This is a genomic window from Muricauda sp. SCSIO 64092, from assembly GCF_023016285.1.
GTDB lineage: Bacteria > Bacteroidota > Bacteroidia > Flavobacteriales > Flavobacteriaceae > Croceivirga.
The window spans coordinates 4572342-4597500 of record NZ_CP095413.1 but is presented as its reverse complement, the minus strand read 5'-3'; the positions used below and the strand labels follow the sequence as shown (position 1 = coordinate 4597500).

Here is a 25159-nt window from a genome sequence, read left to right as displayed (position 1 = left end):
TATTCCAAAATGAACCTTAAGCCCCCCTGCCCTTAGGGCATCTCCCCAAAGGGGGGAAGGTTTCCCTTCAACTCTCCCCCTTGGGGGGAGCCGGAGGGGGCTTCGTGGAGAATACCGGAGTCGAACCGGTGGCCTTCCCGACCAATGGTCGGGACGCTCTGGCACCATGCTGCCATTTCCCTTTCAGTATTCCAAAATGAACCTTAAGCCCCTCTGCCCCTAGGGCATCTCCCCAAAGGGGGGAAGGTTTCCCTTCAACTCTCCCCCTTGGGGGGAGCCGGAGGGGGCTTCGTGGAGAATACCGGAGTCGAACCGGTGGCCTCCTGCGTGCAAGGCAGGCGCTCTAGCCAGCTGAGCTAATTCCCCATTCCCGGAATTCAGAACTTAGAATTCAGAATTCAGAATGCCAGAATCCCCAACTTCCAGAATTTCCTGTTCAATACCCCTCAATGAACTTCGTAGCCTCGGGAAGGCTTGCTTCGACTGCGCCCAGCACAGGCCTCTCGCCGTTCCCCGACCTTGTAGTCTCGGGCAGGCTCGAACTGCCGACCTCTACATTATCAGTGTAGCGCTCTAACCAGCTGAGCTACGAGACTGCTTCAACGATCCATTAAGGAAAATGCAATACGACAGCGCAAAATTGGACAAGGACCACCTATCCGCCCGGAACGGGACTCCGCCGGACGCCCCGCTTTCTCTAGAAAGGAGGTGTTCCAGCCGCACCTTCCGGTACGGCTACCTTGTTACGACTTAGCCCTAGTTACCGGTCTTGCCCTAGGCCGCTCCTCGCGGTGACGGACTTCAGGCACTCCCGGCTTCCATGGCTTGACGGGCGGTGTGTACAAGGCCCGGGAACGTATTCACCGCACCATGGCTGATGTGCGATTACTAGCGATTCCAGCTTCACGGGGTCGAGTTGCAGACCCCGATCCGAACTGAGACCGGCTTTGTAGATCCGCTCCCCCTCACGGGGTGGCTTCCCTCTGTACCGGCCATTGTAGCACGTGTGTGGCCCAGGACGTAAGGGCCGTGATGATTTGACGTCGTCCCCACCTTCCTCTCGGTTTGCACCGGCAGTCCCGTTAGAGTCCCCATCTTTACATGCTGGCAACTAACGGCAGGGGTTGCGCTCGTTATAGGACTTAACCTGACACCTCACGGCACGAGCTGACGACAACCATGCAGCACCTTGCAGTCGGTCCGAAGAAAAGGGTATCTCTACCCTATGCAGACTGCATTTAAGCCCTGGTAAGGTTCCTCGCGTATCATCGAATTAAACCACATGCTCCACCGCTTGTGCGGGCCCCCGTCAATTCCTTTGAGTTTCATTCTTGCGAACGTACTCCCCAGGTGGGACACTTATCACTTTCGCTTGGCCACGGAGTCCGAAGACCCCACAGCTAGTGTCCATCGTTTACGGCGTGGACTACCGGGGTATCTAATCCCGTTCGCTCCCCACGCTTTCGTCCATCAGCGTCAGTACATGGTTGGCCACCTGCCTTCGCGATCGGTGTTCTATGTGATATCTATGCATTTCACCGCTACACCACATGTTCCGGCAACCCCACCATGACTCAAGACCTGCAGTATCAAAGGCAGTCCCACGGTTGAGCCGTGGCCTTTCACCCCTGACTTACAGGCCCGCCTACGGACCCTTTAAACCCAATGATTCCGGATAACGCTCGGACCCTCCGTATTACCGCGGCTGCTGGCACGGAGTTAGCCGGTCCTTATTCTTACGGTACCGTCAACCAGGTACTCGTACCTGGGTTTCTTCCCGTACAAAAGCAGTTTACAACCCATAGGGCCGTCATCCTGCACGCGGCATGGCTGGATCAGTCTTCCGACCATTGTCCAATATTCCTCACTGCTGCCTCCCGTAGGAGTCTGGTCCGTGTCTCAGTACCAGTGTGGGGGATCCCCCTCTCAGGGCCCCTAACCATCGTTGCATTGGTAGGCCGTTACCCTACCAACTAGCTAATGGTACGCATGGCCATCCCTGTCCGATAAATCTTTAATCCCGACGCCCATGCAGGGTCGGGATACCATGGGGCATTAATCCACGTTTCCATGGGCTATTCCCCTGACAGGGGCAGGTTCCATACGCGTTCCGCACCCGTGCGCCACTCGTCATCAGGTTGCAAGCAACCTATGTTACCGTTCGACTTGCATGTGTTAGGCCTGCCGCTAGCGTTCATCCTGAGCCAGGATCAAACTCTCCATCGTTGTACCGTTGATAGTACTTTATGACTATTCCGGGACACCCGACCGAAAACCCGATCCAGAGCTTCAAAATGGTTCTTGTCTTAATTCTACGCTGTCGTAGTACATCATCCCAATGAACTTATCCCCCTTCCCGTTGTTCCGACCCAAAAATGGACCGCCGTTCCAAGGAATCTACCCTGCTTTACCAGCAAAGCGGGTGCAAATATAGATACCTTTTTCCGCCCCAACAAAATGTTTGAGGATAAAATTTTAAAAAAAATTCAACACTTTGACTTACAGCTGTTTAAAACCATAATGAATCCCATTGTCGTTTTTGGAATGGATGAATCAATAGCCAGCATATCGTATTCCATTACTTTCAGTGTTTCTTTCTATTGATACTTCTAGGTGAGATGTTATCTTTGCCCTCTGTTTAAACAACCGAAATAGTGGGAACAATACAAATAAGCCTACCAGATGGTGCGGTCAAAGAAATGCCAAAAGGAAGTACTCCTTTGGAAGTAGCCAAGTCTATAAGTGAAGGTCTTGCTCGCAATGTAATATCCGCAAAATATGACGAAAACACCATAGAAGTTACCACCCCGTTGGAGACCGATGGAAAACTGACCTTATTTACATGGAACAATGATGGGGGCAAAAAAGCCTTCTGGCATTCTTCTTCGCATGTTTTGGCACAGGCCCTTCAGGAGTTGTACCCAGGGATAAAACTGACGATTGGGCCCGCCATAGAAAACGGTTTTTACTATGATGTTGATTTTGGAAAGCATACCATTTCCGAAAAGGACTTTCCCCAAATAGAAAAGAGGGCCCTGGAGATTGCCCGTGGGAAACATGATTTTAAGATGCGTGAAGTTTCCAAAGCAGATGCCTTATCCTATTATAAGGAAGAGGGGAACGAATACAAGGTGGAACTCATCGAAAATCTGGAAGATGGGGACATTACCTTTTGTGACCATAGTACATTTACGGACCTGTGCAGGGGAGGGCACATTCCAAATACAGGTATGATCAAGGCTTTTAAAGTATTGAATGCTGCCGGCGCGTATTGGAGAGGGGATGAAAACAATCCTCAACTGACACGGGTCTACGGTATTTCATTTCCAAAGCAAAAGGAATTGACCCAATATCTGGAGCTTTTGGAAGAGGCGAAAAAGCGGGACCATAGAAAGCTGGGCAGGGAATTGGAACTTTTCACTTTTTCCCAAAAGGTAGGGCAAGGACTTCCGCTTTGGCTTCCAAAAGGCGCTGCTTTAAGGGAGCGCTTGGAGGATTTTCTAAAAAAAGCACAGCGAAAAGCAGGTTACGAAATGGTGGTTACCCCACATATTGGACAGAAAGAGCTTTATGTTACCTCTGGCCACTATGCCAAATATGGGGAAGATAGCTTTCAGCCCATACATACGCCAAAAGATGAAGAAGAGTTCTTGTTAAAGCCCATGAACTGTCCACATCACTGTGAAATTTATAACGCCAGCCCCTGGAGCTATAAAGACCTTCCAAAGCGTTATGCCGAGTTCGGCACGGTTTATCGTTATGAACAAAGTGGTGAACTACATGGGCTTACCAGGGTTAGGGGATTTACCCAGGACGACGCCCATATATTCTGTACTCCAGACCAACTCGCATCGGAGTTTAAAAATGTAATTGATTTGTCCCTATATGTTTTAAGTTCCTTAGGTTTTGACAACTACACTGCCCAAGTATCCGTTCGCGATTTGGAAAAACCGGAAAAATATATTGGCAATGCAGAAAATTGGGAAAAAGCGGAAAAGGCAATTATTGAAGCCGCTGAGGACAAAGGGCTTAAATATAGCATAGAAGCCGGAGAGGCCGCATTTTACGGTCCCAAGCTGGATTTTATGGTAAAGGATGCCCTAGGTCGAAGCTGGCAGTTGGGAACAATTCAGGTAGATTACAATTTACCGGAGCGATTTGACCTTACCTATAAGGGTAGTGACAACGAGCTGCATCGTCCTATTATGATCCACCGCGCACCTTTCGGAAGCTTGGAGCGTTTTGTAGCGATATTGTTGGAACATACTGGTGGAAATTTCCCATTATGGCTTATTCCAAAACAAGCTATTGTGTTGCCGGTCAGCGAGAAACACGAAAATTATGCGCAAAAAGTTTTGAATTCATTGGAAAATCACGAAATTCGCGCGCTCATTGATAATAGGAACGAAACCGTAGGGAAGAAAATTCGGGAAGCCGAAATGCAAAAAATCCCCTTTATGGTAATCGTAGGAGAGCGGGAAGTTGAGGAAGAAACTATTGCGGTCAGAAGGCATGGTGGTGAAGATTTGGGGAGTATAAAGATTGACACGTTCGTCAATTTGATTTCAACAGAAATAAATAGTACCTTAAAGTCGTTCTAAAAAATCAAAGTTTAATTTAAAAAGTAAAGACCATAGCAATACGAAGAAGATCAAGGCCCCAGCCAAGAAGGGAAAACAAGAACCCCCACAATATCAATGACAAAATTACCGCTCGCGAAGTGCGCTTAGTGGGCGATAACGTAGAGATGGGTGTTTATCCCATACAAAAGGCCTTGCAAAAGGCAGAGGAACTGGAATTGGATTTAGTTGAAATATCTCCCAAAGCTAATCCGCCAGTCTGTAAAATAATAGATTACAAAAAGTTCCTCTACGAACAAAAGAAACGGGAGAAGGCCATGAAGGCCAAAGCAACCAAGGTTATCGTAAAGGAAATCCGATTTGGACCACAGACCGATGACCATGATTATGAGTTTAAAAAACGGCATGCGGAAAAGTTCCTTAAAGACGGAGCAAAACTAAAAGCCTACGTATTCTTTAAAGGAAGGTCCATAGTGTACAAAGATCAGGGGGAAATCCTTCTTTTGCGCTTGGCACAGGAACTTGAAGAGTATGGAAAAGTGGAGCAGATGCCCAAATTGGAAGGTAAGCGAATGACCATGTTCATTGCCCCCAAAAACACAAAAAAGTAAGTGGGAAGCCAAAGTATTGGCTCAATATATAAAGAGGAAAAATGCCAAAGATGAAAACAAAATCCAGTGCCAAAAAGCGGTTTAAGCTTACCGGTTCTGGTAAAATCAAAAGAAAGCACGCTTTTAAAAGTCACATTTTGACCAAAAAGTCAAAAAAGCGTAAGCTTAGATTGACACACTCTACCTTAGTACATGAGTCGGATGTCAACAGTATCAAAGAACAATTGCGATTAAAGTAAGCGGTTGTTTCGGTTTAAGTAATGTTTAACCCTGGAGTCGGGCCCATTAAAGTTCCGTTGGAGGACGCCCGCTACAAAAAAAGATTAAAAAATGCCAAGATCAGTTAATTCAGTAGCTTCAAGAGCCAGAAGAAAAAAGGTAATGAAGCAAGCCAAAGGGTACTTTGGAAGACGTAAAAATGTCTGGACAGTAGCCAAAAATGCGGTAGAGAAAGCAATGCAGTATGCTTACCGCGACAGAAGAAATAAAAAGAGAAACTTTAGGGCACTTTGGATCACCCGTATCAATGCTGGTGCCAGAATGCATGGAATGTCCTACTCCCAGTTTATGGGAAGGGTAAAATCCAATGGAATTGAGCTAAACCGTAAAGTTTTGGCGGATTTGGCCATGAACCATCCAGATGCCTTCAAGGCCATTGTTGAAAAGGTGAAATAACAATTTTACATAAACTATATCCCACTTACGTTAACCCGCTCTATGAGCGGGTTTTTTATTGCCCAAAAGCGGTCAGCACCAGACATCTCCCGGAAGCATGGTTTCGATGTTCACATAAATATATTCCTTGCCAAATACCAAGGTTGGGCTTTCCATCGGTTATGGGTATTTGTACGGAAGAACCCATTAGCGAAGCCTTAATATGGGCGGGCATATCGTCCGGTCCCTCCATCGTATGGATGTAGTACGATTGGTTTTCCGGCACCATGGTGTTGATATGGTTTTCAAAATCAATCCTTACGGTAGGGTCCGCATTTTCGTTAATGGTAAGGCCTGCAGAAGTGTGTTTGATAAAAACATGGAGCATACCCATGGATATGGTCCTAAGTTCCGGAATGGCTTGCCAAAGCTCATTGGAAATTAAATGGAAGCCTCGGGAATAGGGCTTGAGCCGAATTTCTTTTTGATGGAATTTCATGGGAAAACACTTTTATGGTTGCATAGGTGTACAATCCGGATGACCCGGTTCCTGCATTATTTAGTAGGACAATTTAATCTAAACTTTACTTGATTCCCCTTTATCCGACTACCTTTGCAGCTTGAATTTAAGCCTATGGATTTGTCACAGATTAAAATGGTGGTCACTGACATGGATGGAACTCTTTTGAATTCCAGCCATCAAGTAAGTGACCGTTTTTTTGAACTTTTTCAAGCATTGAAAAACAAAGGTATCCTATTTGTTGCAGCCAGTGGTCGCCAATACCATAGTATGGTCAGTAAATTGGACTCCATACAGGATGACATCATCTTTATTGCCGAAAATGGAGCTTTGATAAAAAAGCAGGAGGAAGAGGTATCGGTCACGCCAATAAACCAAGTGTTGAAAGGGGAACTTCTACAAATTGTGGACGGAATTGACGGTGCCCATGCCATGCTGTGTGGGAAGTACAAATCCTATTTTGATACCAAATCCATTGTATCCCTGGAACAGCTTAAAGAGTACTATTCCGCCTTTGAAATAGTCGATCATTATGGCAACGTGGATGATGAAATCATCAAAATAGCGGTATATCACGGTGTAAGTGCCGAGGAATACATCTATCCTCAAATGGCCCATCTGGAAAGTGAGCTCAAAGTCAAAGTATCCGGAAAAAATTGGTTGGATTTAAACCATCTCGATGCCCATAAGGGAAATGCATTGGGAAGGGTAATGGACGCCCAGGGGATACAACCCAATGAAGTTCTCGTTTTTGGCGATTACTTCAATGACCTGGAAATGTTACAACTGGTAGAGCACAGTTTTGCCATGGCCAATGCCCATCCTGATGTAAAAAAGGTAGCCAACTATGAAACCACCAGCAATAATGAGTTTGGTGTTGAAACCATTTTGGAAAAACTGGTGTAACCCCAAAATGGCATATGGATAAGATGACTGCAAAGGAACTCATTCAAAAACTGGACTTGCAACCGCACCCCGAAGGAGGTTTTTTCAAGGAGACCTACCGAAGTTCGGGTGAAATCAATGCCGATGGGCTGCCATCCGAGTTTAAAGGCAGTCGTTCCTATTCCACATGCATTTACTTTCTGCTGACCTCAGCTGCTTTTTCCGCCTTTCATAAAATCAACCAAGACGAAATCTGGCATTTCTATTTGGGCTCCCCCATAAAGCTCCATACCATTTCAGAAGACGGTATACATTTGGAACATGTTATAGGAAATGATATTGAAAACCGTCAGAGCCCACAGTTAGTAGTGCCAAAAGGACATTGGTTCGCAGCCAGTGTCATGGATGACAACAGTTATGCATTGGTAGGCTGTACTGTAGCTCCGGGCTTCGATTTTGGTGATTTCGTATTGGGTTCCAGGGAAGGGTTGATCGGTAAATTTCCGGAGCACAAAAAAATCATCGAGCAATATACACGTGATTGACCCCCTTTTTCCCTTTATTCGGACCGGTAACTAAAAAAAACTATTAGGTTTTCTGCTTTTTTTTGCGCGCTGCCGGAAACAATACATTATTGAGAATCAATCGGTATCCCGGGGAAGTGGGATGCAGCTCCAATTCCGTTTTGGGGTCCCCCACCCGATGTTGATAATCTTCCGGGTCATGACCACCGTAGAAGGTAAAAAATCCTTTCCCTTTAATGCCATGAATGTAACGGGCCTCGCCATTGAGTTTGCACTCCCCCAAAACCATGACGGTCGGTTTCACTTCATAGCGTTCAAAAGCTGTGGTCTGTCCCATAAAACCTTTGATCAATGCAGTGTGATTTTGGGTCAGCATCGTGGGTACCGGGTCCCATTTGGCTGAAAACTCCATTAAGGAAAAGTAATCGGACTCCCTGGGGACATTCCGCCGTTTTCCGGTCATATCAATGGATGAGAACTCATATTTCAAGGGATTTCGTTCCAGTGAAAAGTTTGTAAACGCAAAAGTTCGGGAAAAGTCCAGTTTTCCCTGGTAGTTTGCTTCCGAGGGATCACCATCGAACATGGGCTCACATATATCCACGCCGTTTGCTGCCAGGGCAATATCAAAACTGTCCGTGGCGGAGCACATGGCAAACATAAAGCCCCCACCTATGACATATCTCCTGATCTTTTCAGCTACGGCACCCTTTTGCTCCGAAACTTTGGAATACCCCAATTTGACAGCCCTTTCCTCTGCCAGGCGCTTTCCTTCAATATACCAAGGTGCCGCACGGTAGGCCCCATAAAACTTTCCATACTGTCCTGTAAAATCCTCATGATGAAGGTGCAGCCAATCATATAAAGCCAGCTTATCGTCCAGGACTTCCTCATCATAAATGGTCACATAGGGTATTTCCGCATAGGTAAGGACCATGGTTACGGCGTCATCCCAGGGTTGGTTGTCCTTTGGGGAATACACCGCTATTTTTGGTGCTTTCTCCAAAATGACCGCATCCTGGTTTTGGGACGGACTGCTGATTTCATCCAAAATGGACTCTGCCTGTGCATCGGAAAGTACTTCAAAGGAGACTCCCCGTATCTGGCATTCCTTTCTGATGGCTTCCCCATCCGGCAATAAAAAGGAGCCCCCACGATAATTCAGCAACCACTGTACTTTTTGTTGTTTGTTCAATACCCAAAAAGTGATGCCATAAGCCTTTAAATGATTCTTTTGGCTCTCTGCATCCATGGGTAACAATATCACAGAGGCGGATAGTGTATAGGGTATAACAAACAAGAATAGTGCAGTAATGAAGGGATTCCTCACATGCGTTCGGAATGTGTTAAAAGGGAATATCATCCTCTTCACCTTCATTGAGTGCACTGCCAAAAGCCTGATCGGCACTCGGCAAAGATGTGGGATTGAACGGGTTTTCATCATCATCGTTCATCTTGGATTGAAACTCAAAAGGTGAGTCGAACTCATCTAAATTATCGAATTTACCGAGGTTACCAATAAACTTTAACCTAATATTATCCAATCCTCCATTACGGTGTTTGGCCACAATAAACTCTGCTTGACCCTGTGTAGGGGTGCGATCCTCATCGTCCCATTCCTCAATCTTATAATATTCGGGACGATAGATAAAGGAAACAATGTCGGCATCCTGTTCAATGGCTCCCGATTCCCTTAAATCCGATAAAATCGGGCGCTTGCTACCTCCCCGGGTCTCCACGGCACGGGATAATTGGGACAGCGCAATTACCGGAACATTGAGCTCTTTGGCCAACGCCTTCAAGTTCCTTGAAATGGTAGATATTTCCTGCTCCCGATTTCCCCCTTTTTGGCTACCTCCGGCCGTCATCAACTGCAGATAATCAATGATGATCAGTTTAATTTTGTGTTGGGATTCCAATCTTCTGGCCTTGGCCCTAAGATCAAAAATGGACAATGAGGGGGTATCGTCTATAAAGAGCGGTGCTTTTTCCAAAGCCTTTACCTTAACGTTCAATTGCTCCCATTCGTGCTTTTCCAGTCTTCCTGTCCTTAGTTTTTCCGAGGAAAGTCCGGTTTCCGAGGAAATCAACCGGGTAATCAATTGTACGGAAGACATTTCAAGGGAAAAGAAGGCAACGGGAATATCGGCATTTACGGCCATATTTCGGGCCATGGATAGCGTCAGGGCTGTTTTACCCATACCTGGTCTGGCCGCAATAATAATCAAATCACTGGGTTGCCAACCCGAGGTAAGCTTATCCACTTTATCAAAACCAGAGGGGATACCACTTAATCCTTCTTTGTTTGAAATTTCCTCAATTCGCTTCTTTGCCTGTATTACCAAATTCTGGGCCGTCTCCGCCGAACGTTTGAGATTGCCCTGGGTGACTTCGTATAATTTGGCTTCCGCACCATCCAACAAGTCAAAAACATCGGTGGATTCGTCATAGGCATCCTCAATGATCTCGTTTGAAATCTTGATCAAACTCCGCTGAATGAATTTTTGAAGGATGATTCGCGCATGAAACTCAATATGCGCCGAGGAGGCTACCTTTTGTGTAAGTCTGATCAAATAAAAATCACCGCCCACCGCCTCTAGGTGTCCTTCCTTCTTTAATTGGGCGGAAACGGTTAATAAGTCCACTGGTTCAGAGGATTCGAAAAGTGTAAAGATGGCTTCATAAATAAAGCGGTGCGCATCCTTGTAGAACACATCGGGATGTAAAATATCAATGACCTCGTCCACCCCTTTTTTGTCAATCATCATTGCTCCCAATACAACTTCCTCTAAATCAACAGCTTGAGGTGGTATTTTACCGCGCTCCAAGTTTATGATCGTAGATTTGTCTATGCGACGACCAACAATTGGGTTTGTGTTCTCCATGTCTGCGAAAGTATGGAATTAACCTTTAGTTAACTTTAAGTTTTAGGTTCCTGATGTTCACTTGTCATCAACAAAAGTATTGTTGATAACTTATAAAATGTGTTAACAACGCAAAAAATAGGAAAAGTAATACAGTAATCGATTTCTAAAAAACAGAAACATAGGGCTTAGCCATTAAAGACACCCATGTTGGCGTATTTTTCCATTCGAATCCGTACCAAATCTTTTGGTGATAACTTTTTAAGCTCCTCAAAATGTAAAGCAATTTTCTTCTTGACAATATCAAAGGCCTTGTCCCGATCACTATGGGCACCTCCCAGCGGTTCCCGGACAATTTCATCGATAAGCTTGAGTTTTTTCATGTCCGTGGCCGTCAGTTTAAGGGCTTCGGCCGCTTGTTCCTTATATTCCCAGCTTCTCCATAGAATGGAAGAGCAGGATTCTGGGGAAATGACGGAATACCAGGTATTTTCCAACATCAGTACCTTATCCCCCACTCCAATTCCCAAAGCGCCTCCGGATGCTCCCTCACCAATGATTACCACAATGATGGGCACTTTGAGTCGGGTCATTTCCAAAATGTTTCGAGCAATGGCTTCTCCTTGTCCGCGTTCCTCGGCTTCAATTCCGGGATAGGCCCCCGGGGTATCGACCAAAGAGACAACGGGAATGCCAAACTTTTCTGCGGAACGCATCAACCGTAAGGCTTTGCGATAGCCTTCCGGATTGGCCATACCAAAATTTCGATATTGCCTGGTCTTTGTATTATACCCCTTTTGTTGTCCAATGAACATATAGCTTTGGTCACCGATCTTACCAAGACCACCTACCATGGCCTTGTCATCCCTAACCGTACGGTCGCCATGGAGTTCCAAAAAGGAATCCCCGCAAATGGCGTTGATGTAATCCATGGTATAGGGACGGTTGGGATGCCTTGAAAGCTGGACCCTCTGCCATGCAGTCAAATTCTTGTAAATGTCCTTTTTTGTATCGGCGAGCTTCTTTTCAATCTGCTGACAGGTTTCGGTAACGTCCACGTCACTTTCTTCCCCAATCACCTTACATTTCTCGAGTTGCTCCTCCAATTCTTTTATGGGAAGCTCAAATTCCAAGTATTCCATGAAAACGATCTTGATTATTTGGTTGGTGAGGCAAATATAAAAACTATTGGAAGATTTGTCACAAGGTATTCCCCAACCCTATTTAAAGTGCAAACTGCTATCTTTTTGCTTTTTGAAGCAGGTAAAGCCCTATGACACCAAAAACAACATTTGGTATTAAAACGGCCAGCAATGGCGAAAATCCGGACTGTTCCGCCAGGGTGCCGAAAATCCTGTCAAAAAAGATATAGACCATCCCCAAAGCTATGCCCACCAGTAGATTGAAGCCCATTCCGCCCCTTCTCTTCACCGAGGAAACCGCAACCGCAATTATGGTAAGGATAAATGCGGCTATGGGCAGGGCCCATCTTTTGTATTTGGCCAATATATAGGTGTTGATGTTGGCGGCCCCCTTTTTGCGCTGGTCTTCTATAAAATCATTGAGTTCAAATAGGTTTTTGGTATCCGCCACATAGGAGACGGGGGTCAGATCCCCTATTTGAAAGGTAAACAGGGTATCCAACCTTCTTTTGGTCTCCACAAGTTCATGCCCCTCCCTTATCTTCCGTTTTGTATAGGAGGTCAATCGGTACACACTGTCCTTTTCCACCCATCGAATATTGGCCGCGCTTATCTTAAAGACCAACTCATCATCCCCATCAAAACGCTCATAGGTGAAATTGTAACCAATTTTTCGATCGGGATCAAAACTGCTTACATAAATAAAGTCCTTTTCGTTCAGTTGGTTGAAGATATTGGTGGTCTGTCGGGTCTGTCTTCCCTTCTTAAAGTACTTATATTCAAACTCATTAAAGCCAATACTGGCATTGGGCACTATAAATTGCCCCATAAAAAAGATAAGGACGGCCACAATAGCTGCCCCAAGGAAATAGGGTCGTAGAAACCGCCGATAGGAAATCCCTGAACTCAACATCGCCACGATCTCCGTATTGCTTGCCAGTTTGGAGGTGAAGAAAATGATGGACAGGAAGAGCAATATGGGCATTAACAGGTTCCCCAAAACCAGGCTAAAATTGCCATAAAACATAATTACCTCTCCAAGGGGGGCCTCGTTATCTATGATTTTGCCGATCTTTTCCGCCAAACTGATCATGATACCAATAGGGATAAACAGCAGCAAAATCCCCAAAAAAGTGGCGACATAACGCTTTAATATGTATTTATCCAATATGGTCAGCACTACAATCTCTTATCCATTTGTTTTACCATTTGGGTCTTCCACGTTTCAAACTCCCCGTTGATGATCTTTTCCCTGGCCGTTCTCACCAGCCAAAGATAAAATCCCAGGTTATGAATGGTAGCGATCTGTTTCCCCAGATATTCGTTGGCCGCAAAAAGGTGTCTCAGATAGGCTTTGGTATACTCCGTGTCCACAAACGTAATACCCATTTCATCAATTGGGGAAAAATCATCTTCCCATTTTTTGTTTTTGATGTTAATGGTACCATGCGCAGTAAATAACATGCCATTTCTCGCATTCCTCGTCGGCATCACACAGTCAAACATATCAATCCCCAAGGCAATGTTTTCCAAAATGTTGATCGGGGTTCCCACCCCCATGAGGTAACGTGGTTTTTCCTTTGGGAGGATATCGCAGACAATTTCCGACATGGCATACATTTCCTCTGCCGGTTCCCCAACGGAAAGTCCTCCTATGGCATTCCCAAAAGCATTGGTATTGGCAATATACTCTGCAGATTGCCTGCGTAGGTCGTTATAGGTGGAACCCTGTACAATGGGAAAAAACGCCTGGGGGTAATCGTATTTTTCCGGTACCTTTTTCAAATGGTCCAAACACCTATCCAACCACCTATGGGTCAAATCCATGGAACGTTTGGCATAGGCATAGTCACAGGGATAAGGGGTACACTCATCAAAGGTCATAATAATATCCGCTCCTATGGAGCGCTGGATTTCCATTACCCGTTCCGGCGAAAAAAAATGGCTGGAACCGTCAATATGGGATTTGAAATTTACCCCTTCCTCCTTTATTTTGCGATTTCCCGATAAGGAATATACCTGATATCCTCCACTGTCCGTCAATATATTCCCATCCCAACCCATGAATTGGTGCAGCCCTCCCGCTTTCTCCATAATCTCTATGCCGGGCCTTAGGTACAGGTGATAGGTATTTCCAAGGATGATATCCGGTGCGATATCCTCTTTTAGTTCCCTTTGGTGGACCCCTTTGACCGAGGCCACCGTACCCACCGGCATAAAAATTGGGGTTTGGATGGTGCCGTGCCCCGTATGAATCTCACCGGCCCTGGCCTTTGTGTGGGTATCCGTATGAAGAAGGTTAAATTTCAAACAAAAAATTTAAGGAGCAAATATAGCCATCTCCGCTTGAGCACTCCCTTAACAAACAAATAAAGTTTACTGTTGATAGTCTCTAATAAAAATGAAGGGATTTCATTTGCTAAAAGATAGGATTGCGGTTACATTTGGTACCTTAATAAAAATAATACATGGCAACGATTTCTGAATTGGAAGAACTGGTGGTTCAGGTAAGACGGGACATCTTAAGGATGGTCCATAAGGTAAATTCCGGTCATCCCGGGGGCTCTTTGGGTTGTACCGAGTTTTTTGTGACATTGTACAATGAAGTAATGGACCTGAAAGAAGGATTTGATATGGATGGGCATGGTGAAGATGTGTTTTTCCTTTCCAACGGTCACATTTCCCCGGTTTTCTATAGTGTACTGGCAAGGCGCGGTTATTTTCCTCTGGAGGAACTCAACACCTTTCGATTGATCAACTCAAGACTGCAGGGACACCCGACCACGCATGAGGGACTTCCCGGGATACGGGTGGCCAGTGGTTCCCTGGGTCAGGGAATGTCCGTTGCCCTGGGAGCGGCTTTGGCAAAAAAGCTGAACAAGGACAATCATCTGGTATACAGCCTTCATGGGGATGGGGAGTTGCAGGAAGGACAAAATTGGGAAGCCATTATGTTTGCTGCAGCACATAAAGTGGATAACCTCATTGCGACGGTAGATCGCAATGGGCAACAAATTGACGGTCCAACCGAAAAAGTGATGCCTTTGGGGGATGTTCCCGAAAAATTCAGGGCTTTTGGATGGGATGTCCTTGAAATTGAAAATGGAAACGATTTAGGGCAGGTCATCGAAGGATTAAAAGAGGCGAAACAAAGGACCGGAAAAGGAAAACCGGTCTGTATTGTGATGACCACAATGATGGGCAATGGTGTAGATTTTATGATGCATACCCATGCATGGCACGGGAAGGCCCCAAATGACGAACAATTGGAAACCGCATTGGCCCAAAACCCGGAAACCTTGGGCGACTACTAATACAACTCTTTAATTAAAATCCATTCCCTAAATGGGAATAACCTATAGCAATGACAAAATATACAGATCAAGGAAAGAAAGATACCCGCAGCGGTTTTGGTGCGGGGATGACGGAACTGGGAAGAACCAACCCAAATGTGGTCGCTTTATGTGCCGATTTGGTGGGATCGCTCAAGATCGAAACCTTTATCGACGAAAATCCGGAACGTTTTTTTCAAGTGGGAATTGCCGAGGCCAATATGATGGGGATTGCCGCAGGTTTAACGATTGGCGGAAAAATTCCCTTCGCCACTACTTTCGCCAATTTTGCGACAGGTAGGGTCTATGATCAAATTAGGCAGTCCATTGCCTACTCCCATAAAAATGTAAAGATCTGCGCCTCCCATGCCGGTGTTACCCTGGGTGAGGACGGAGCAACCCATCAAATCCTTGAGGATATCGGATTGATGAAAATGTTGCCCGGGATGACCGTGATCAATCCCTGTGATTTTAACCAAACCAAAGCGGCGACCATAGCCATTGCGGAACACCACGGGCCGGTCTACCTCCGTTTTGGTCGTCCCAAAGTGGCCAATTTTACCCCGGTGGACCAGGAGTTTGAAATAGGCAAGGCCGTACTATTGAATGAGGGAACGGATGTGACCATCGTAGCTACGGGACATTTGGTCTGGGAAGCATTGCTTGCGGCCGAAAATCTGGAAAACCAGGGCATTTCCTGTGAGGTCATCAACATACACACCATAAAACCCTTGGATGAAAAGGCCATTTTGGATTCCATAGGAAAAACGGGATGTATCGTTACCGCAGAGGAACATAATTTTCTTGGGGGACTGGGTGAAAGTGTGGCAAGAACCCTTGCACTCCATCAGCCTACACCTCAGGAGTTTGTGGCCACCCAGGACACCTTTGGGGAAAGTGGTACCCCGGACCAGCTCATGGAGAAGTACGGGCTCAACAATAAAGCCATTGAAGCCGCCGTTTTAAAAGTGTTGAAAAGAAAATAGGTTTTGGTATCGTCTTTGATACCCTTTTCATCATAATTCATTAAACGAAACACATTATGAGAAAAACACTTTTGATTGTAGCCGCTATTTTGGTAGGCTATGGACTGCATGCGCAAGCGGGATCGGGTTTTGGAATCAAGGCCGGATTGAACTACAATGGTAACGGTGATTACTTTAACTCTGTAGAAAATGCCTTTGAAAACCCTGATCGAAACGCCGGTTTCCACGTTGGGGTCTATGGAAAGTTGGGAAACAGGATCTATCTCAGGCCGGAATTGGTGTACACCAGTACCACATCCGGTTACGATGAAGGGGACCTGAAAATTCAAAAATTGGATGTGCCTTTGCTTGTGGGAACCAAGATCATTGGCCCCTTACATGCCTTTATCGGTCCATCCTTCCAATACATCCTTAACAGTAAATTTGACGATGTCACCATAGATGATATCGACAATGATCTGACCTTGGGTTTCAATCTTGGCGCCGGTGTCAACTTGGGAAAATTTGGCATCGATCTTAGATACGAAAGGGGATTTACTGAAAATGAGATCAGCTTTATCAACTCCAATATTGTCAATGTGGATGACCGGGTGGATACGCGGCCCGATCAGTTGATCCTAAGCTTTAGTTTAAAACTGTAGGCCGGAAAAAACGGAAAACGAAAAAGGGGTGTCTAAAAGTCTGTACTATTACAATTTCGAGCGTAGTCGAGAAAATTAAACCTTGGCTTGGAATATCAATGTATTTCGACTGCGCTCAATATGACATTTTAGTGTTGTTGCGACTTTTTAGACACCTCCTTTTTCTATTTTAATTTCCCGGTTCCCTAAGAATATTGAAATCCAAATAATCCGGGGTGCCATCATTATCCGTATCCGGATAGGGAAAAATGATGTTTCCGTTTTCATCCGATATTTCATCGCGTGTTAAAACGCCATCCCCATCATCATCCGGATCTCGGAAATTGGGAAAGGCAATTTGTAATCCACGCTCTATCTCACTTTCAAGATCTGTATTATCATTAAATAAAAACCCATCCCCATCCAAGTCTTCTTCCATATTAGGGATCCCATCGTTATCCGTATCCGTATTTTCTGTTACCAAACCCAATTCAAAAGTAAATACCAATGGTGCAAATAATGGAATCTGCGTACCATCAGGGGGACGATTAAAATAGGCCAGGCCAGAAGGAATGATCATAAGGCCTATGCCACTATCCGTAATTTGGGAGCTCCCGTCAGGATTAACCACAATACCCTCAGGTGTACCTCCTTTCATCTGTGCCACAGAATTTGCGAAGCCTCTTAAGGGGGTTTCATATAATGGAAGCCAACCAAAATCCGCAGTACTATCAAAAACAAAACCATCCAGTAACTGCCCCTCAACTTTGAGCAAGGTAGAATCCCCAACAGTAGGACTAGGACCCTGACCTTCCCGAATTTGTAAAAAGTAATAGGTATGTGGTACATCGGTTTCCTCTCCTGGCAACGGGAAAGTAGTTTCATTGGAACTGACGTTGATTACTGCCGAAGAAACCTGTTGTGAAAGAGGGATTTTGTCCGAGTTGTCCCCTGCAATTGGTTCAATCCGAACCCTGAAATTAAAGTTTTCCGGTGGATTTTGAAACTCCTCATAATTATAGAAATGGGTTTCTAAATAGTCCAGAATTGCTGCATCGTCCTCTACTATTTGTTCGGCCAAGGTTGTAGTTGCAAGCTGAATACCACCAGGGCCGTCATCATCTCCACAACTAGATACCAAAATAGCCGCACCCAACAGCAAAAAATATCTCTTCATTCCTCTACGATCTTTTAAGCGGCCTAAGATACAATTTTCAAAACCTTGTGCTTGTTTTATTAACATTTATTGGGTGTACGCATGGTATAGTCATACAGAAAATTTTAATCAAAAACGAAATTTTTTCTCCATATACTATAAGAAAAATTTCTATTTTATGATTTTTATCACTATTTATGTACGAAAATAACTACATTTTTAATGCTTTAAATCTTAAATTTTATGATTATGAAAAAAATTCTTATCGCATCCCTGCTTGTCCTTTTGGCCTCCTGTACTTCTGATGGGGACAACCCCTCTGAAGAAAATCCAAACATTGAAAGTATTCACTATACCCTGGATGGAAAAACGTTAAAAGTGGATTTTGAAGTAACGGAAACCGATGAATTAATAGTTCTGGAAGATAAAAATTCCATTCTGGTAGACCATTTTATATCCGAAAATGAAAATTATATCGAATATGTTGTGGATGATGCAAACATCATTCTATTCAGAAATGATTTGGAGTTGCATACATATTTACAGGAAATTGGAAATCCCTTGCGTTCGACCAAAAATGAAAGTGCAACTTCGGCTAAGTCATTTCCTTTCACATCATTTAATCTTGAATTGTACTATGACTGTTGCTACGATAGTAGAAAAAGATTTGACTGGATTAGCAATTGCGCTCATTATTTAACGGGAGATGGATTGCAGGAGACGAGACTGGATGACTTCACATCCAGCGCTTGGTCCAGTTCATTGTTAGCTCCCGGCCAGGGACCTGTAATATGCCATTATGGAGATAGACCAATCTCTACTGTGACAAACAGAAGTAACCCCAATGATATTATGGAATCTGTATTGGTGAGAGATGCCTTCGCTAGATTCTATGAAGATATTAACCACAGGGGCAGTTCAATTGTTTTGGATGCAAGAAATGGAGAAGTTCGAGGTTTTCGCAAACTTAGACAAGTTAGAAATGGGCTTTTTGGAAAAAATTGGAGGGATAGAATCAGTTCCGTCAAGCTTTCAAATTAAGTCAAAAAAATGTTTTAATATTAAGCCCTAAAGATTAGGGCTTTTTTTATGCGTATCGATAAATATCTTTGGTGCACGCGCTATTTTAAAACCAGGAACCTGGCCACCACCGTTTGCAAAAAGGGGCATGTACGGATTAATGGCGATGTGGTCAAGCCGTCAAGGGAAGTCTACCCCATGGATAAGATCACGGTCCGTAAAAACCAGATCGACTATCAACTTACGGTATTGGACATTCCGGAAAGCCGTGTTGGGGCAAAATTGGTGGAACTGTACCGCAAGGACACCACCCCAAAAGAGGCATTTGAACACAACGAACTACTGCAATTTGCCAAAGACCATTACCGGAAAAAAGGCACGGGAAGACCCACAAAAAAGGACAGACGGGATATTGACGAATACCTCACCGACGAAGATTTTAAAACGGCCGATGGAGCGGATTGATTACCTTTGAAAAAAGCGTTACCATGACGAACCAAATTCTAGGACATGAGCAAATCCAGCATATCATCAATAGAATTGCCTATCAGATCTATGAGGCCAATCCCAATGAAAAGGAGATCATCATCGCTGGAATTGAAGGGGGCGGGGTGCTTTTTGCAAAGCGGATCGCGCAGGTATTGGATAGGGTAACCGATGCCACCATCACACGCTGCAAGGTGATCATGGACAAAAAAAATCCCCTGGAAAGTGGGGTGGAAACCTCCCTGGACGAAAGCACCTATAAAAACAAAAGTGTGGTATTGATCGATGATGTTCTCAATTCCGGCACCACCTTGATCTACGGGGTCCATTACTTTTTAAGAACGCCGCTAAAGCAGTTAAAAACCGCTGTTTTGGTCAATAGGAACCATAAAAAATACCCGGTAAAAGCGGATTATAAAGGTATCTCCCTGTCCACATCCCTACATGAACATATTACGGTGGACTTTACCTCAAAAAGGTATCGCGTGTATTTAGACTAGGTCATCCGCAATCTCTTTTACTACCTTATCCAAGGTTTTTTGATCCCCAACAATGGTCCGTGTGGCCAACGCATAAAAGGGAGATCGTTCAAAAAGGTGTTTTCCAATAAACTCGGGAAGATCGGCTTCCGGAATATTCTTTACCAGGGGCCGGTGTTCCCGTTCCTTTACAATCCGTTGCACCAAATTGCCAATGGAAAGTTTTAAATAATAGGACCGATCACTGAGTTGGTCGATCAGTTCCATATTACGTCCATAACAAGGGGTGCCCCCTCCCACCGAAAGGACCATGTTGGGGGTATGCATCAAAACTTCCTTCAAGACCTCCGCCTCCTTCTTCCTAAAAAAAATCTCCCCTTTACGTGAAAAGATTTCAGGAATATCCATTTCCACGGCCTTTGAAATCTCCTCGTCCAAGTCTAAAAAACTAAGATCCAACCGTTTTGCCAATGCCCTACCCACACTGGATTTTCCACTTGCCATATAGCCCAACAGAACAACTTTCATTCCTTATGATTATGATGTTTCTTAAATCATCAAATTTATCATTAAATGACTTGAATAATAAATTTAGGATTGTATATTTGCACCCGCTTAACCCAATGGGGTTACGTTTTTTTTTAATGACCTGATAGCTCAGTTGGTAGAGCATCTCCCTTTTAAGGAGAGGGTCCTGGGTTCGAGCCCCAGTCAGGTCACTTTAAGACCCCATAAATTAAAGTTTACGGGGTTTTTTAGTTCCAACATCCTTGTTATTGTAGAAAGCCCCCCTCTTCCTATAGGCAGATCCCTGGAAATTTGGGTTTTACAAATTACCTCTGGAAAAAATAGGTTTTGGACCTTCCAATGACGCTGCTCCGCAGTACCGACCAAAGGCCAACGGGGTTGTACTGCTGCCAAAACCTAACTTCAACCCTTTAGGACTTTAAGTTCATCTTTCGAAGACATTAAGTTCATCTTTCCAAGACTTTAGGTTAAACTTTCCAAAACCTTACGTTCATGGCGGTAAAACCATGGTTCAACTGCTATATCCACTGCCCCGCCATACCCGAAAAAGCTAGACAGGGCTGTACTGCCAGGGCATCACAAACCATAAAAGTTTAGTTGAAGCTATGGACGTAAGTTTTGGTTTTGTTGTTATCGAGATTTCTCACATACGCTCGAAATGACCTTTATGTTGAGAGCGTCATTTCGAAGGAGCGAAGCGACCGGGAAATCCAACCACCAAAGGCCGATAGGGTTGTACCGCTGCAGTGTTACCCTTTTAAAAGTTTTGCTATTACCGTAGCGAAGCAACCGAGCTACTTCACACTGGTTAAAGGATAGTTTGATGACGACAAACAAAATAGGGTATTATGATTTTTATCATAAAAATTTAACAAGATTAATCTTTCTTTTATAAACGATTTTTCTTTTAAAATCATCCGCCTAACGAAGAACGCGCTATATGAAAACCACCTACCGGGCCGTGCTGCCCATTGGCACCTTGCTTTTGTCCTTTTTGGCAAACGCACAGGTCGCCTACAACGAATTTACCAAACACACCTTTACCACCAATCATGGAACCATTGAACTAGGATCTTTTATTACCTCCCTTGGTCATATCTATACGGATAGGCCCAATATCCCTTCGGCCAAAGAACTCGAGACCAATGGTATTCAACTGGGCGAAATGGACATGAAACTCTTAGAGAAGATTGAGGAGTTGATGCTTTACATCTTGTCACAGGAGAAAAAACTACTTCTAAAGGATGGACAAATAGCAGCTTTATACAATTTGGTCCACCATCAAGAAAAACGATTAAAAAAATTAGAGAACCTCTTAAAAGCAAACGAGCCATGAAAAATGTATGTCTATTGGTAGCCTATCTTATGTTCCAATGTATTTTCCCACAACATCATAGCAACAAAACGGTAGAGGTTGATGCACCGGGATGGAAACGGGTGGCGCGATTGGATGGTGCCTATGGCAGGGGTTATAACGAAGTTGTCCTGATGACCCAAGGAGGCGCTTCCCAACCAAGGGTGGCCAAGATTTCATGGTTTAAGGGATGGTCTTCCTATGGAGGGCTCAATCTGGTCTCCCTCAGTGACGGTGGGCATTGGTCAGAAGCCCGTATCAGCTCGGATGGGGTAAAAGCCCACTTGGAAGTCAATTTTACTGCGGCAATTCCCCAACTAAAGGTGTTTTTGGATCAGTCGGCCTGGACAGGGGGTGTTATTCTGGATGGCGTACTGCCCAATGGCGGGGATCCCGTTATTGAAACTGCGAAATTTGGACGGATCAATTATGGGGAAAATGATCTCTATCTGGCCTATAACGGCAAAGTGGGCATCGGCACCACTGCCCCGGACGCCAAGCTTGCCGTAAAAGGGGATATCCATGCCGAAGAGGTCCAGGTAGACCTTACCGTTCCCGCTCCCGATTATGTTTTTAAGGAGGGGTATGACCTCAAATCCCTGGAAGAAGTCCAAAACTATATCAAAAAACACGGGCATTTGCCCAATATCCCCTCGGCCATAGAACTGGAGGCCAATGGTATTGAACTGGGCGAAATGAATATGAAGCTTTTGGAGAAGATTGAAGAGCTGACCCTATATGTAATTGAGTTGGAAAACAGGAATAGGGAATATGGGGGAAAATTCGAAAAACTGGAATCAATCTTAAAAACAAAACTATGAAAACGCTTTCCCTTATGCTGTCACTTTTGCTTTCCACCATAGTGACGGCGCAGGATTTGATCGAGAGCTACCGAAAGTTGGTTTTAAATTCCCCCAACAATGTCAGCTTATTTCAAAGCAATTCAACCAACGGTGTTTGGGCCAGTGGTATGGTTATGGGTGATCGCTGGGGCGTGTTTGAAGATGCCACTACCACCAAAGAATGGTTGACCGTCAAATCTGGTGGTAATATCGGCATTGGAACAACCTCCCCACAGGATAAGTTACAGATTGGTAACTCCATGGCGTTTCATCAGGGAGGTCACGCCATATTGTATTTTTACCACTCTTATGAACCTAACGGCACATCCGATTTAGACCCCGATAAGTATTCTGCCGAAGTGCGTTTTGATGGCGTTAGGGGAAATCTTCGTTTGGGAACCTTGCCATCCATAATTGGCTATCCCATTACCCACATGACCATAAATAAGTTTGGCAATGTAGGCATTGGCACCACTGCTCCAGATGCCAAACTTGCCGTAAAAGGGGATATCCATCCCGAAGAGGTCCAGGTAGACCTTACCGTTCCCGCCCCGGATTATGTCTTTAAGGAGGGGTATGACCTCAAATCCCTGGAAGAAGTCCAAAATTACATTCAAGAACACGGGCATTTGCCCAATATCCCCTCGGCCAAAGAACTCGAGACCAATGGTATTCAACTGGGCGAAATGGACATGAAACTCTTGGAGAAGATCGAGGAGTTGACTTTATACATGATTTTACAACAAGAATTGTTGCTCGCCAAAAATTCGAAGATCAGCAGTATAGAAAAGGAGTTGGCCCTACAACAAAAATCAATGGAAGAAATGAAAAAACTAATTCAAAATTGCATGGAATGAAAAGAATGATGCTCTTACTGGTATGTGCACTTAGCTATCTAATAAATGCTCAAACAAATCATTTCCCACCTAATGGAAACGCAGGTATAGGTACCACAAGTCCTTCGCACGGCAAACTTCAAATCTATGGAAATGGGCCTGAACAAGGAATTAATTTATGGACAAATTCGGGAGAAATTACCTCCAGATTATGGATCGATAACCAGAAAAAAACATTTCACCTAAGCAAAGGTGTGAACCCCGAAAAAGGGATAACCCTGGACAATAATGGCTTTATCGGGATTGGAACAACAACACCCAAGAGCCTATTTAATGTGAGTAGTGGAACTTCGGGGGACGCCATTTTTAGATTGGAAGCGGATACCGATAACAATAATGAAGCCGATAACCCAATGATACAACTGCGACAAGATGGGGATATCATCGGTGTGGATATGGGATTTTCGGAAAACTTTGGGGAAAACCAATTTGGTATTGCCCCATGGCATTCCGCCCAAGGGGGGAACCGATGGGACACCTTTGTAATCAATATAGGAAATGGCAATGTGGGTATAGGGACCAAAACCATTGAAGGTAATTGGAAACTGGCCGTAAAAGGAAAAATCCGTGCAGAAGAAATCAAAGTGGAAACCGGCTGGGCAGATTATGTTTTTAAGGAAGACTATAATCTACCCACTTTGCAAGAAGTGGAACAACACATCCAAGAAAAAGGGCATCTCATCAATATCCCTACTGCCCAAGAAGTGGAAGAAAATGGGATTGAACTGGGAGAAATGAACAAACTTTTGTTGGAAAAAATTGAGGAGTTGACCCTTTATGTAATCGCATTAAAAAAGGAAAATGAAGAAATCAAAAAATCTATTAAACACTTAAGAAAATGAAGTCTTTTATCGTACTGAGCATGCTTTTCCCGATATGGGTATGCGCTCAAACTCCGTTATATTCCCTAGGGACAAACAGTAAATACCACTATTTCCAAAGAAATTGGGTAACTGATGATTTCAGAGGGACCCAAATACGAGTCGGATCATACCTGACCTTAGGAAATTTTGGGCTATCCAATAGCAGTTGGATTGGCAGTAACGCTATTCTGGATTATAGCAGTTATGGAGATATTGGCAGTTTGGGGAATAAAAACATGTTTGTTCCCAATTGGGGTCCTGGAGCGGCATTGGTCATGGAACTTGATTATGTGGATGGAAAACTTAAAGGGTATAACCATGCCTGGAACAATTCGACAGATAAAGTGGACTTTGCCGATTTTGAGCAAATCTGGGAATTCGGGAAAACCAACTCCTATTTCCTTTCCAATCTAGGCATTGGAACCACCAATCCCGGTACCTATAAACTAGCGGTAAAAGGCAAAATCCTTGCGGAAGAAATCAAAGTAGAAACCGGCTGGGCAGATTATGTTTTTAAGGAAGACTATGATCTCCCCACGCTGCAAGAAGTGGAAAAACACATCAAGGAAAAGGGCCACCTTATCAATATTCCATCTGCCCAAGAAGTGAAAGAAAATGGTATTGAACTGGGGGAAATGAACAAGCTTTTGTTGGAAAAGATTGAGGAGTTGACCTTGTACTGCATACAACAAGAAAAAAAACTTGAGGGCATTAAGGAATTGAAAATACAGAATCGGTTGCTGTTTGAGAATATCCAGAAACTTGAAAAGCAAATAACCCAAATCTTGGAACAAAAAAACAACTAATTACTAATTGA

At 44.4% G+C, this 25159-nt stretch carries 25 protein-coding genes, 4 tRNA genes and 1 rRNA gene; 18 read left to right on the top strand and 12 right to left on the bottom strand.

What is annotated here, in order from left to right:
• Positions 1 to 105: 105 nt before the first annotated feature.
• From L0P88_RS19100 to L0P88_RS19085, 4 genes are all read right to left on the bottom strand, one after another.
• Positions 106 to 181: transfer RNA gene (locus L0P88_RS19100), tRNA-Asn, on the bottom strand.
• 111 nt (positions 182 to 292) lie between these two features.
• Positions 293 to 366 (bottom strand) — tRNA-Ala (locus tag L0P88_RS19095).
• A 156-nt stretch (positions 367 to 522) separates the two neighbouring features.
• Positions 523 to 596, bottom strand: a tRNA-Ile gene (locus tag L0P88_RS19090).
• A 105-nt stretch (positions 597 to 701) separates the two neighbouring features.
• Positions 702 to 2226: ribosomal RNA gene (locus L0P88_RS19085) — 16S ribosomal RNA — on the bottom strand.
• Between the two features lie 428 nt (positions 2227 to 2654).
• On the opposite strand from L0P88_RS19085, the gene thrS reads away from it, so the two are divergent.
• From thrS to rplT, 4 genes are all read left to right on the top strand, one after another.
• Positions 2655 to 4601 (top strand): threonine--tRNA ligase, encoded by a 1947-nt coding sequence (gene thrS, locus L0P88_RS19080; RefSeq protein WP_281499695.1) that lies wholly within the window; start codon positions 2655 to 2657, stop codon positions 4599 to 4601.
• Positions 4602 to 4633: 32 nt separating this feature from the next.
• Complete coding sequence (gene infC / locus L0P88_RS19075) at positions 4634 to 5191, top strand: translation initiation factor IF-3 (protein ID WP_409557736.1); 558 nt, start codon at positions 4634 to 4636, stop codon at positions 5189 to 5191.
• Between the two features lie 41 nt (positions 5192 to 5232).
• The gene (gene rpmI / locus L0P88_RS19070; protein WP_158777374.1) at positions 5233 to 5430 is read left to right on the top strand and encodes a 50S ribosomal protein L35; all 198 of its coding nucleotides are present in this window, start codon (positions 5233 to 5235) and stop codon (positions 5428 to 5430) included.
• A 91-nt stretch (positions 5431 to 5521) separates the two neighbouring features.
• Positions 5522 to 5866 carry a 50S ribosomal protein L20 gene (gene rplT, locus L0P88_RS19065; RefSeq protein ID WP_158777373.1) on the top strand — a complete coding sequence of 115 codons (345 nt, stop codon included), beginning with the start codon at positions 5522 to 5524 and terminating at the stop codon, positions 5864 to 5866.
• Positions 5867 to 5921: 55 nt separating this feature from the next.
• On the opposite strand, the gene L0P88_RS19060 is transcribed toward rplT, so the two are convergent.
• A complete protein-coding gene (locus L0P88_RS19060; RefSeq protein WP_247131490.1) occupies positions 5922 to 6344 on the bottom strand; it encodes a secondary thiamine-phosphate synthase enzyme YjbQ in 423 nt (140 codons plus the stop codon).
• Positions 6345 to 6479: 135 nt separating this feature from the next.
• Between L0P88_RS19060 and L0P88_RS19055 the strand changes: the two genes are divergently transcribed.
• Entirely contained in the window at positions 6480 to 7271 is a 792-nt protein-coding gene (locus L0P88_RS19055; protein ID WP_247131489.1) for an HAD family hydrolase, read from the top strand.
• 14 nt (positions 7272 to 7285) lie between these two features.
• Positions 7286 to 7795, top strand: a complete 510-nt coding sequence (locus L0P88_RS19050; protein WP_313791575.1) for a cupin domain-containing protein — start codon at positions 7286 to 7288, stop codon at positions 7793 to 7795.
• A gap of 43 nt (positions 7796 to 7838) precedes the next feature.
• Here the strand turns inward: L0P88_RS19050 and L0P88_RS19045 are convergent, their stop codons facing one another.
• The 5 genes from L0P88_RS19045 to tgt all read right to left on the bottom strand — a co-directional run bounded on the left by L0P88_RS19045 (position 7839) and on the right by tgt (position 14090).
• Positions 7839 to 9137 (bottom strand): asparagine synthetase B, encoded by a 1299-nt coding sequence (locus L0P88_RS19045; protein WP_247131488.1) that lies wholly within the window; start codon positions 9135 to 9137, stop codon positions 7839 to 7841.
• Positions 9121 to 10659: a replicative DNA helicase gene (dnaB, locus tag L0P88_RS19040; protein WP_247131487.1), complete on the bottom strand. Its 1539-nt coding sequence runs from the start codon at positions 10657 to 10659 to the stop codon at positions 9121 to 9123. The genes L0P88_RS19045 and dnaB overlap by 17 nt, the downstream gene beginning before the upstream one ends.
• Positions 10660 to 10826: 167 nt before the next feature.
• A complete protein-coding gene (locus L0P88_RS19035) occupies positions 10827 to 11780 on the bottom strand; it encodes an acetyl-CoA carboxylase carboxyltransferase subunit alpha (protein WP_247131486.1) in 954 nt (317 codons plus the stop codon).
• A gap of 97 nt (positions 11781 to 11877) precedes the next feature.
• Positions 11878 to 12960: an LptF/LptG family permease gene (locus tag L0P88_RS19030; protein WP_247131485.1), complete on the bottom strand. Its 1083-nt coding sequence runs from the start codon at positions 12958 to 12960 to the stop codon at positions 11878 to 11880.
• On the bottom strand, positions 12960 to 14090 hold the full coding sequence (tgt, locus tag L0P88_RS19025) for a tRNA guanosine(34) transglycosylase Tgt (RefSeq protein ID WP_247131484.1): 1131 nt from the start codon (positions 14088 to 14090) through the stop codon (positions 12960 to 12962). Before tgt ends, L0P88_RS19030 begins: the two co-directional genes overlap by 1 nt.
• A gap of 158 nt (positions 14091 to 14248) precedes the next feature.
• Between tgt and L0P88_RS19020 the strand changes: the two genes are divergently transcribed.
• The 3 genes from L0P88_RS19020 to L0P88_RS19010 are packed head-to-tail and all read left to right on the top strand — an operon-like array spanning position 14249 to position 16739.
• Entirely contained in the window at positions 14249 to 15094 is an 846-nt protein-coding gene (locus L0P88_RS19020) for a transketolase (RefSeq protein ID WP_247131483.1), read from the top strand.
• Between the two features lie 50 nt (positions 15095 to 15144).
• Entirely contained in the window at positions 15145 to 16098 is a 954-nt protein-coding gene (locus L0P88_RS19015) for a transketolase family protein (RefSeq protein WP_247131482.1), read from the top strand.
• Between the two features lie 56 nt (positions 16099 to 16154).
• A complete protein-coding gene (locus L0P88_RS19010) occupies positions 16155 to 16739 on the top strand; it encodes an outer membrane beta-barrel protein (RefSeq protein ID WP_158777363.1) in 585 nt (194 codons plus the stop codon).
• 169 nt (positions 16740 to 16908) lie between these two features.
• On the opposite strand, the gene L0P88_RS19005 is transcribed toward L0P88_RS19010, so the two are convergent.
• Positions 16909 to 17895 carry an FKBP-type peptidyl-prolyl cis-trans isomerase gene (locus tag L0P88_RS19005; RefSeq protein WP_247131481.1) on the bottom strand — a complete coding sequence of 329 codons (987 nt, stop codon included), beginning with the start codon at positions 17893 to 17895 and terminating at the stop codon, positions 16909 to 16911.
• Positions 17896 to 18123: 228 nt separating this feature from the next.
• Between L0P88_RS19005 and L0P88_RS19000 the strand changes: the two genes are divergently transcribed.
• Genes L0P88_RS19000 through L0P88_RS18990 form a run of 3 tightly spaced genes read left to right on the top strand, consistent with a single transcriptional unit; the run spans position 18124 to position 19880 of the window.
• Complete coding sequence (locus L0P88_RS19000; protein ID WP_247131480.1) at positions 18124 to 18915, top strand: hypothetical protein; 792 nt, start codon at positions 18124 to 18126, stop codon at positions 18913 to 18915.
• 48 nt (positions 18916 to 18963) lie between these two features.
• The gene (locus L0P88_RS18995) at positions 18964 to 19359 is read left to right on the top strand and encodes an RNA-binding S4 domain-containing protein (protein WP_247131479.1); all 396 of its coding nucleotides are present in this window, start codon (positions 18964 to 18966) and stop codon (positions 19357 to 19359) included.
• Between the two features lie 23 nt (positions 19360 to 19382).
• A complete protein-coding gene (locus tag L0P88_RS18990) occupies positions 19383 to 19880 on the top strand; it encodes a phosphoribosyltransferase family protein (RefSeq protein WP_247131478.1) in 498 nt (165 codons plus the stop codon).
• Here the strand turns inward: L0P88_RS18990 and L0P88_RS18985 are convergent.
• Positions 19872 to 20387: a shikimate kinase gene (locus tag L0P88_RS18985; RefSeq protein ID WP_247131477.1), complete on the bottom strand. Its 516-nt coding sequence runs from the start codon at positions 20385 to 20387 to the stop codon at positions 19872 to 19874. The genes L0P88_RS18990 and L0P88_RS18985 overlap by 9 nt on opposite strands.
• Before the next feature lie 118 nt (positions 20388 to 20505).
• On the opposite strand from L0P88_RS18985, the gene L0P88_RS18980 reads away from it, so the two are divergent.
• From L0P88_RS18980 to L0P88_RS18955, 6 genes are all read left to right on the top strand, one after another.
• Positions 20506 to 20578 (top strand) — tRNA-Lys (locus L0P88_RS18980).
• A gap of 749 nt (positions 20579 to 21327) precedes the next feature.
• Positions 21328 to 21723: a hypothetical protein gene (locus L0P88_RS18975; RefSeq protein WP_247131476.1), complete on the top strand. Its 396-nt coding sequence runs from the start codon at positions 21328 to 21330 to the stop codon at positions 21721 to 21723.
• The gene (locus tag L0P88_RS18970) at positions 21720 to 22562 is read left to right on the top strand and encodes a tail fiber protein (RefSeq protein ID WP_247131475.1); all 843 of its coding nucleotides are present in this window, start codon (positions 21720 to 21722) and stop codon (positions 22560 to 22562) included. The genes L0P88_RS18975 and L0P88_RS18970 overlap by 4 nt, the downstream gene beginning before the upstream one ends.
• Positions 22559 to 23440 carry a tail fiber protein gene (locus L0P88_RS18965; protein WP_247131474.1) on the top strand — a complete coding sequence of 294 codons (882 nt, stop codon included), beginning with the start codon at positions 22559 to 22561 and terminating at the stop codon, positions 23438 to 23440. The genes L0P88_RS18970 and L0P88_RS18965 overlap by 4 nt, the downstream gene beginning before the upstream one ends.
• Positions 23437 to 24321 (top strand): hypothetical protein, encoded by an 885-nt coding sequence (locus L0P88_RS18960; protein ID WP_247131473.1) that lies wholly within the window; start codon positions 23437 to 23439, stop codon positions 24319 to 24321. The genes L0P88_RS18965 and L0P88_RS18960 overlap by 4 nt, the downstream gene beginning before the upstream one ends.
• Complete coding sequence (locus tag L0P88_RS18955) at positions 24318 to 25148, top strand: hypothetical protein (protein WP_247131472.1); 831 nt, start codon at positions 24318 to 24320, stop codon at positions 25146 to 25148. The genes L0P88_RS18960 and L0P88_RS18955 overlap by 4 nt, the downstream gene beginning before the upstream one ends.
• Positions 25149 to 25159 lie beyond the last annotated feature (11 nt).

What these genes read in the sequence shown, in the direction of transcription:
- dnaB (WP_247131487.1), bottom strand. Translation starts at nt 10,659, where the DNA reads ATGGAGAACACAAACCCAATTGTTGGTCGTCGCATAGACAAATCTACG.
- L0P88_RS19060 (WP_247131490.1), bottom strand. Translation starts at nt 6,344, where the DNA reads ATGAAATTCCATCAAAAAGAAATTCGGCTCAAGCCCTATTCCCGAGGC.
- L0P88_RS18960 (WP_247131473.1), top strand. Translation starts at nt 23,437, where the DNA reads ATGAAAAGAATGATGCTCTTACTGGTATGTGCACTTAGCTATCTAATA.
- L0P88_RS18965 (WP_247131474.1), top strand. Translation starts at nt 22,559, where the DNA reads ATGAAAACGCTTTCCCTTATGCTGTCACTTTTGCTTTCCACCATAGTG.
- rpmI (WP_158777374.1), top strand. Translation starts at nt 5,233, where the DNA reads ATGCCAAAGATGAAAACAAAATCCAGTGCCAAAAAGCGGTTTAAGCTT.
- L0P88_RS19055 (WP_247131489.1), top strand. Translation starts at nt 6,480, where the DNA reads ATGGATTTGTCACAGATTAAAATGGTGGTCACTGACATGGATGGAACT.
- L0P88_RS18955 (WP_247131472.1), top strand. Translation starts at nt 24,318, where the DNA reads ATGAAGTCTTTTATCGTACTGAGCATGCTTTTCCCGATATGGGTATGC.
- L0P88_RS18985 (WP_247131477.1), bottom strand. Translation starts at nt 20,387, where the DNA reads ATGAAAGTTGTTCTGTTGGGCTATATGGCAAGTGGAAAATCCAGTGTG.
- L0P88_RS19045 (WP_247131488.1), bottom strand. Translation starts at nt 9,137, where the DNA reads ATGATATTCCCTTTTAACACATTCCGAACGCATGTGAGGAATCCCTTC.
- L0P88_RS18990 (WP_247131478.1), top strand. Translation starts at nt 19,383, where the DNA reads ATGACGAACCAAATTCTAGGACATGAGCAAATCCAGCATATCATCAAT.
- rplT (WP_158777373.1), top strand. Translation starts at nt 5,522, where the DNA reads ATGCCAAGATCAGTTAATTCAGTAGCTTCAAGAGCCAGAAGAAAAAAG.
- L0P88_RS18970 (WP_247131475.1), top strand. Translation starts at nt 21,720, where the DNA reads ATGAAAAATGTATGTCTATTGGTAGCCTATCTTATGTTCCAATGTATT.
- L0P88_RS19050 (WP_313791575.1), top strand. Translation starts at nt 7,286, where the DNA reads ATGGATAAGATGACTGCAAAGGAACTCATTCAAAAACTGGACTTGCAA.
- L0P88_RS19035 (WP_247131486.1), bottom strand. Translation starts at nt 11,780, where the DNA reads ATGGAATACTTGGAATTTGAGCTTCCCATAAAAGAATTGGAGGAGCAA.
- L0P88_RS18975 (WP_247131476.1), top strand. Translation starts at nt 21,328, where the DNA reads ATGAAAACCACCTACCGGGCCGTGCTGCCCATTGGCACCTTGCTTTTG.
- L0P88_RS19020 (WP_247131483.1), top strand. Translation starts at nt 14,249, where the DNA reads ATGGCAACGATTTCTGAATTGGAAGAACTGGTGGTTCAGGTAAGACGG.
- L0P88_RS19000 (WP_247131480.1), top strand. Translation starts at nt 18,124, where the DNA reads ATGAAAAAAATTCTTATCGCATCCCTGCTTGTCCTTTTGGCCTCCTGT.
- L0P88_RS19005 (WP_247131481.1), bottom strand. Translation starts at nt 17,895, where the DNA reads ATGAAGAGATATTTTTTGCTGTTGGGTGCGGCTATTTTGGTATCTAGT.
- L0P88_RS19010 (WP_158777363.1), top strand. Translation starts at nt 16,155, where the DNA reads ATGAGAAAAACACTTTTGATTGTAGCCGCTATTTTGGTAGGCTATGGA.
- L0P88_RS19015 (WP_247131482.1), top strand. Translation starts at nt 15,145, where the DNA reads ATGACAAAATATACAGATCAAGGAAAGAAAGATACCCGCAGCGGTTTT.
- L0P88_RS18995 (WP_247131479.1), top strand. Translation starts at nt 18,964, where the DNA reads ATGCGTATCGATAAATATCTTTGGTGCACGCGCTATTTTAAAACCAGG.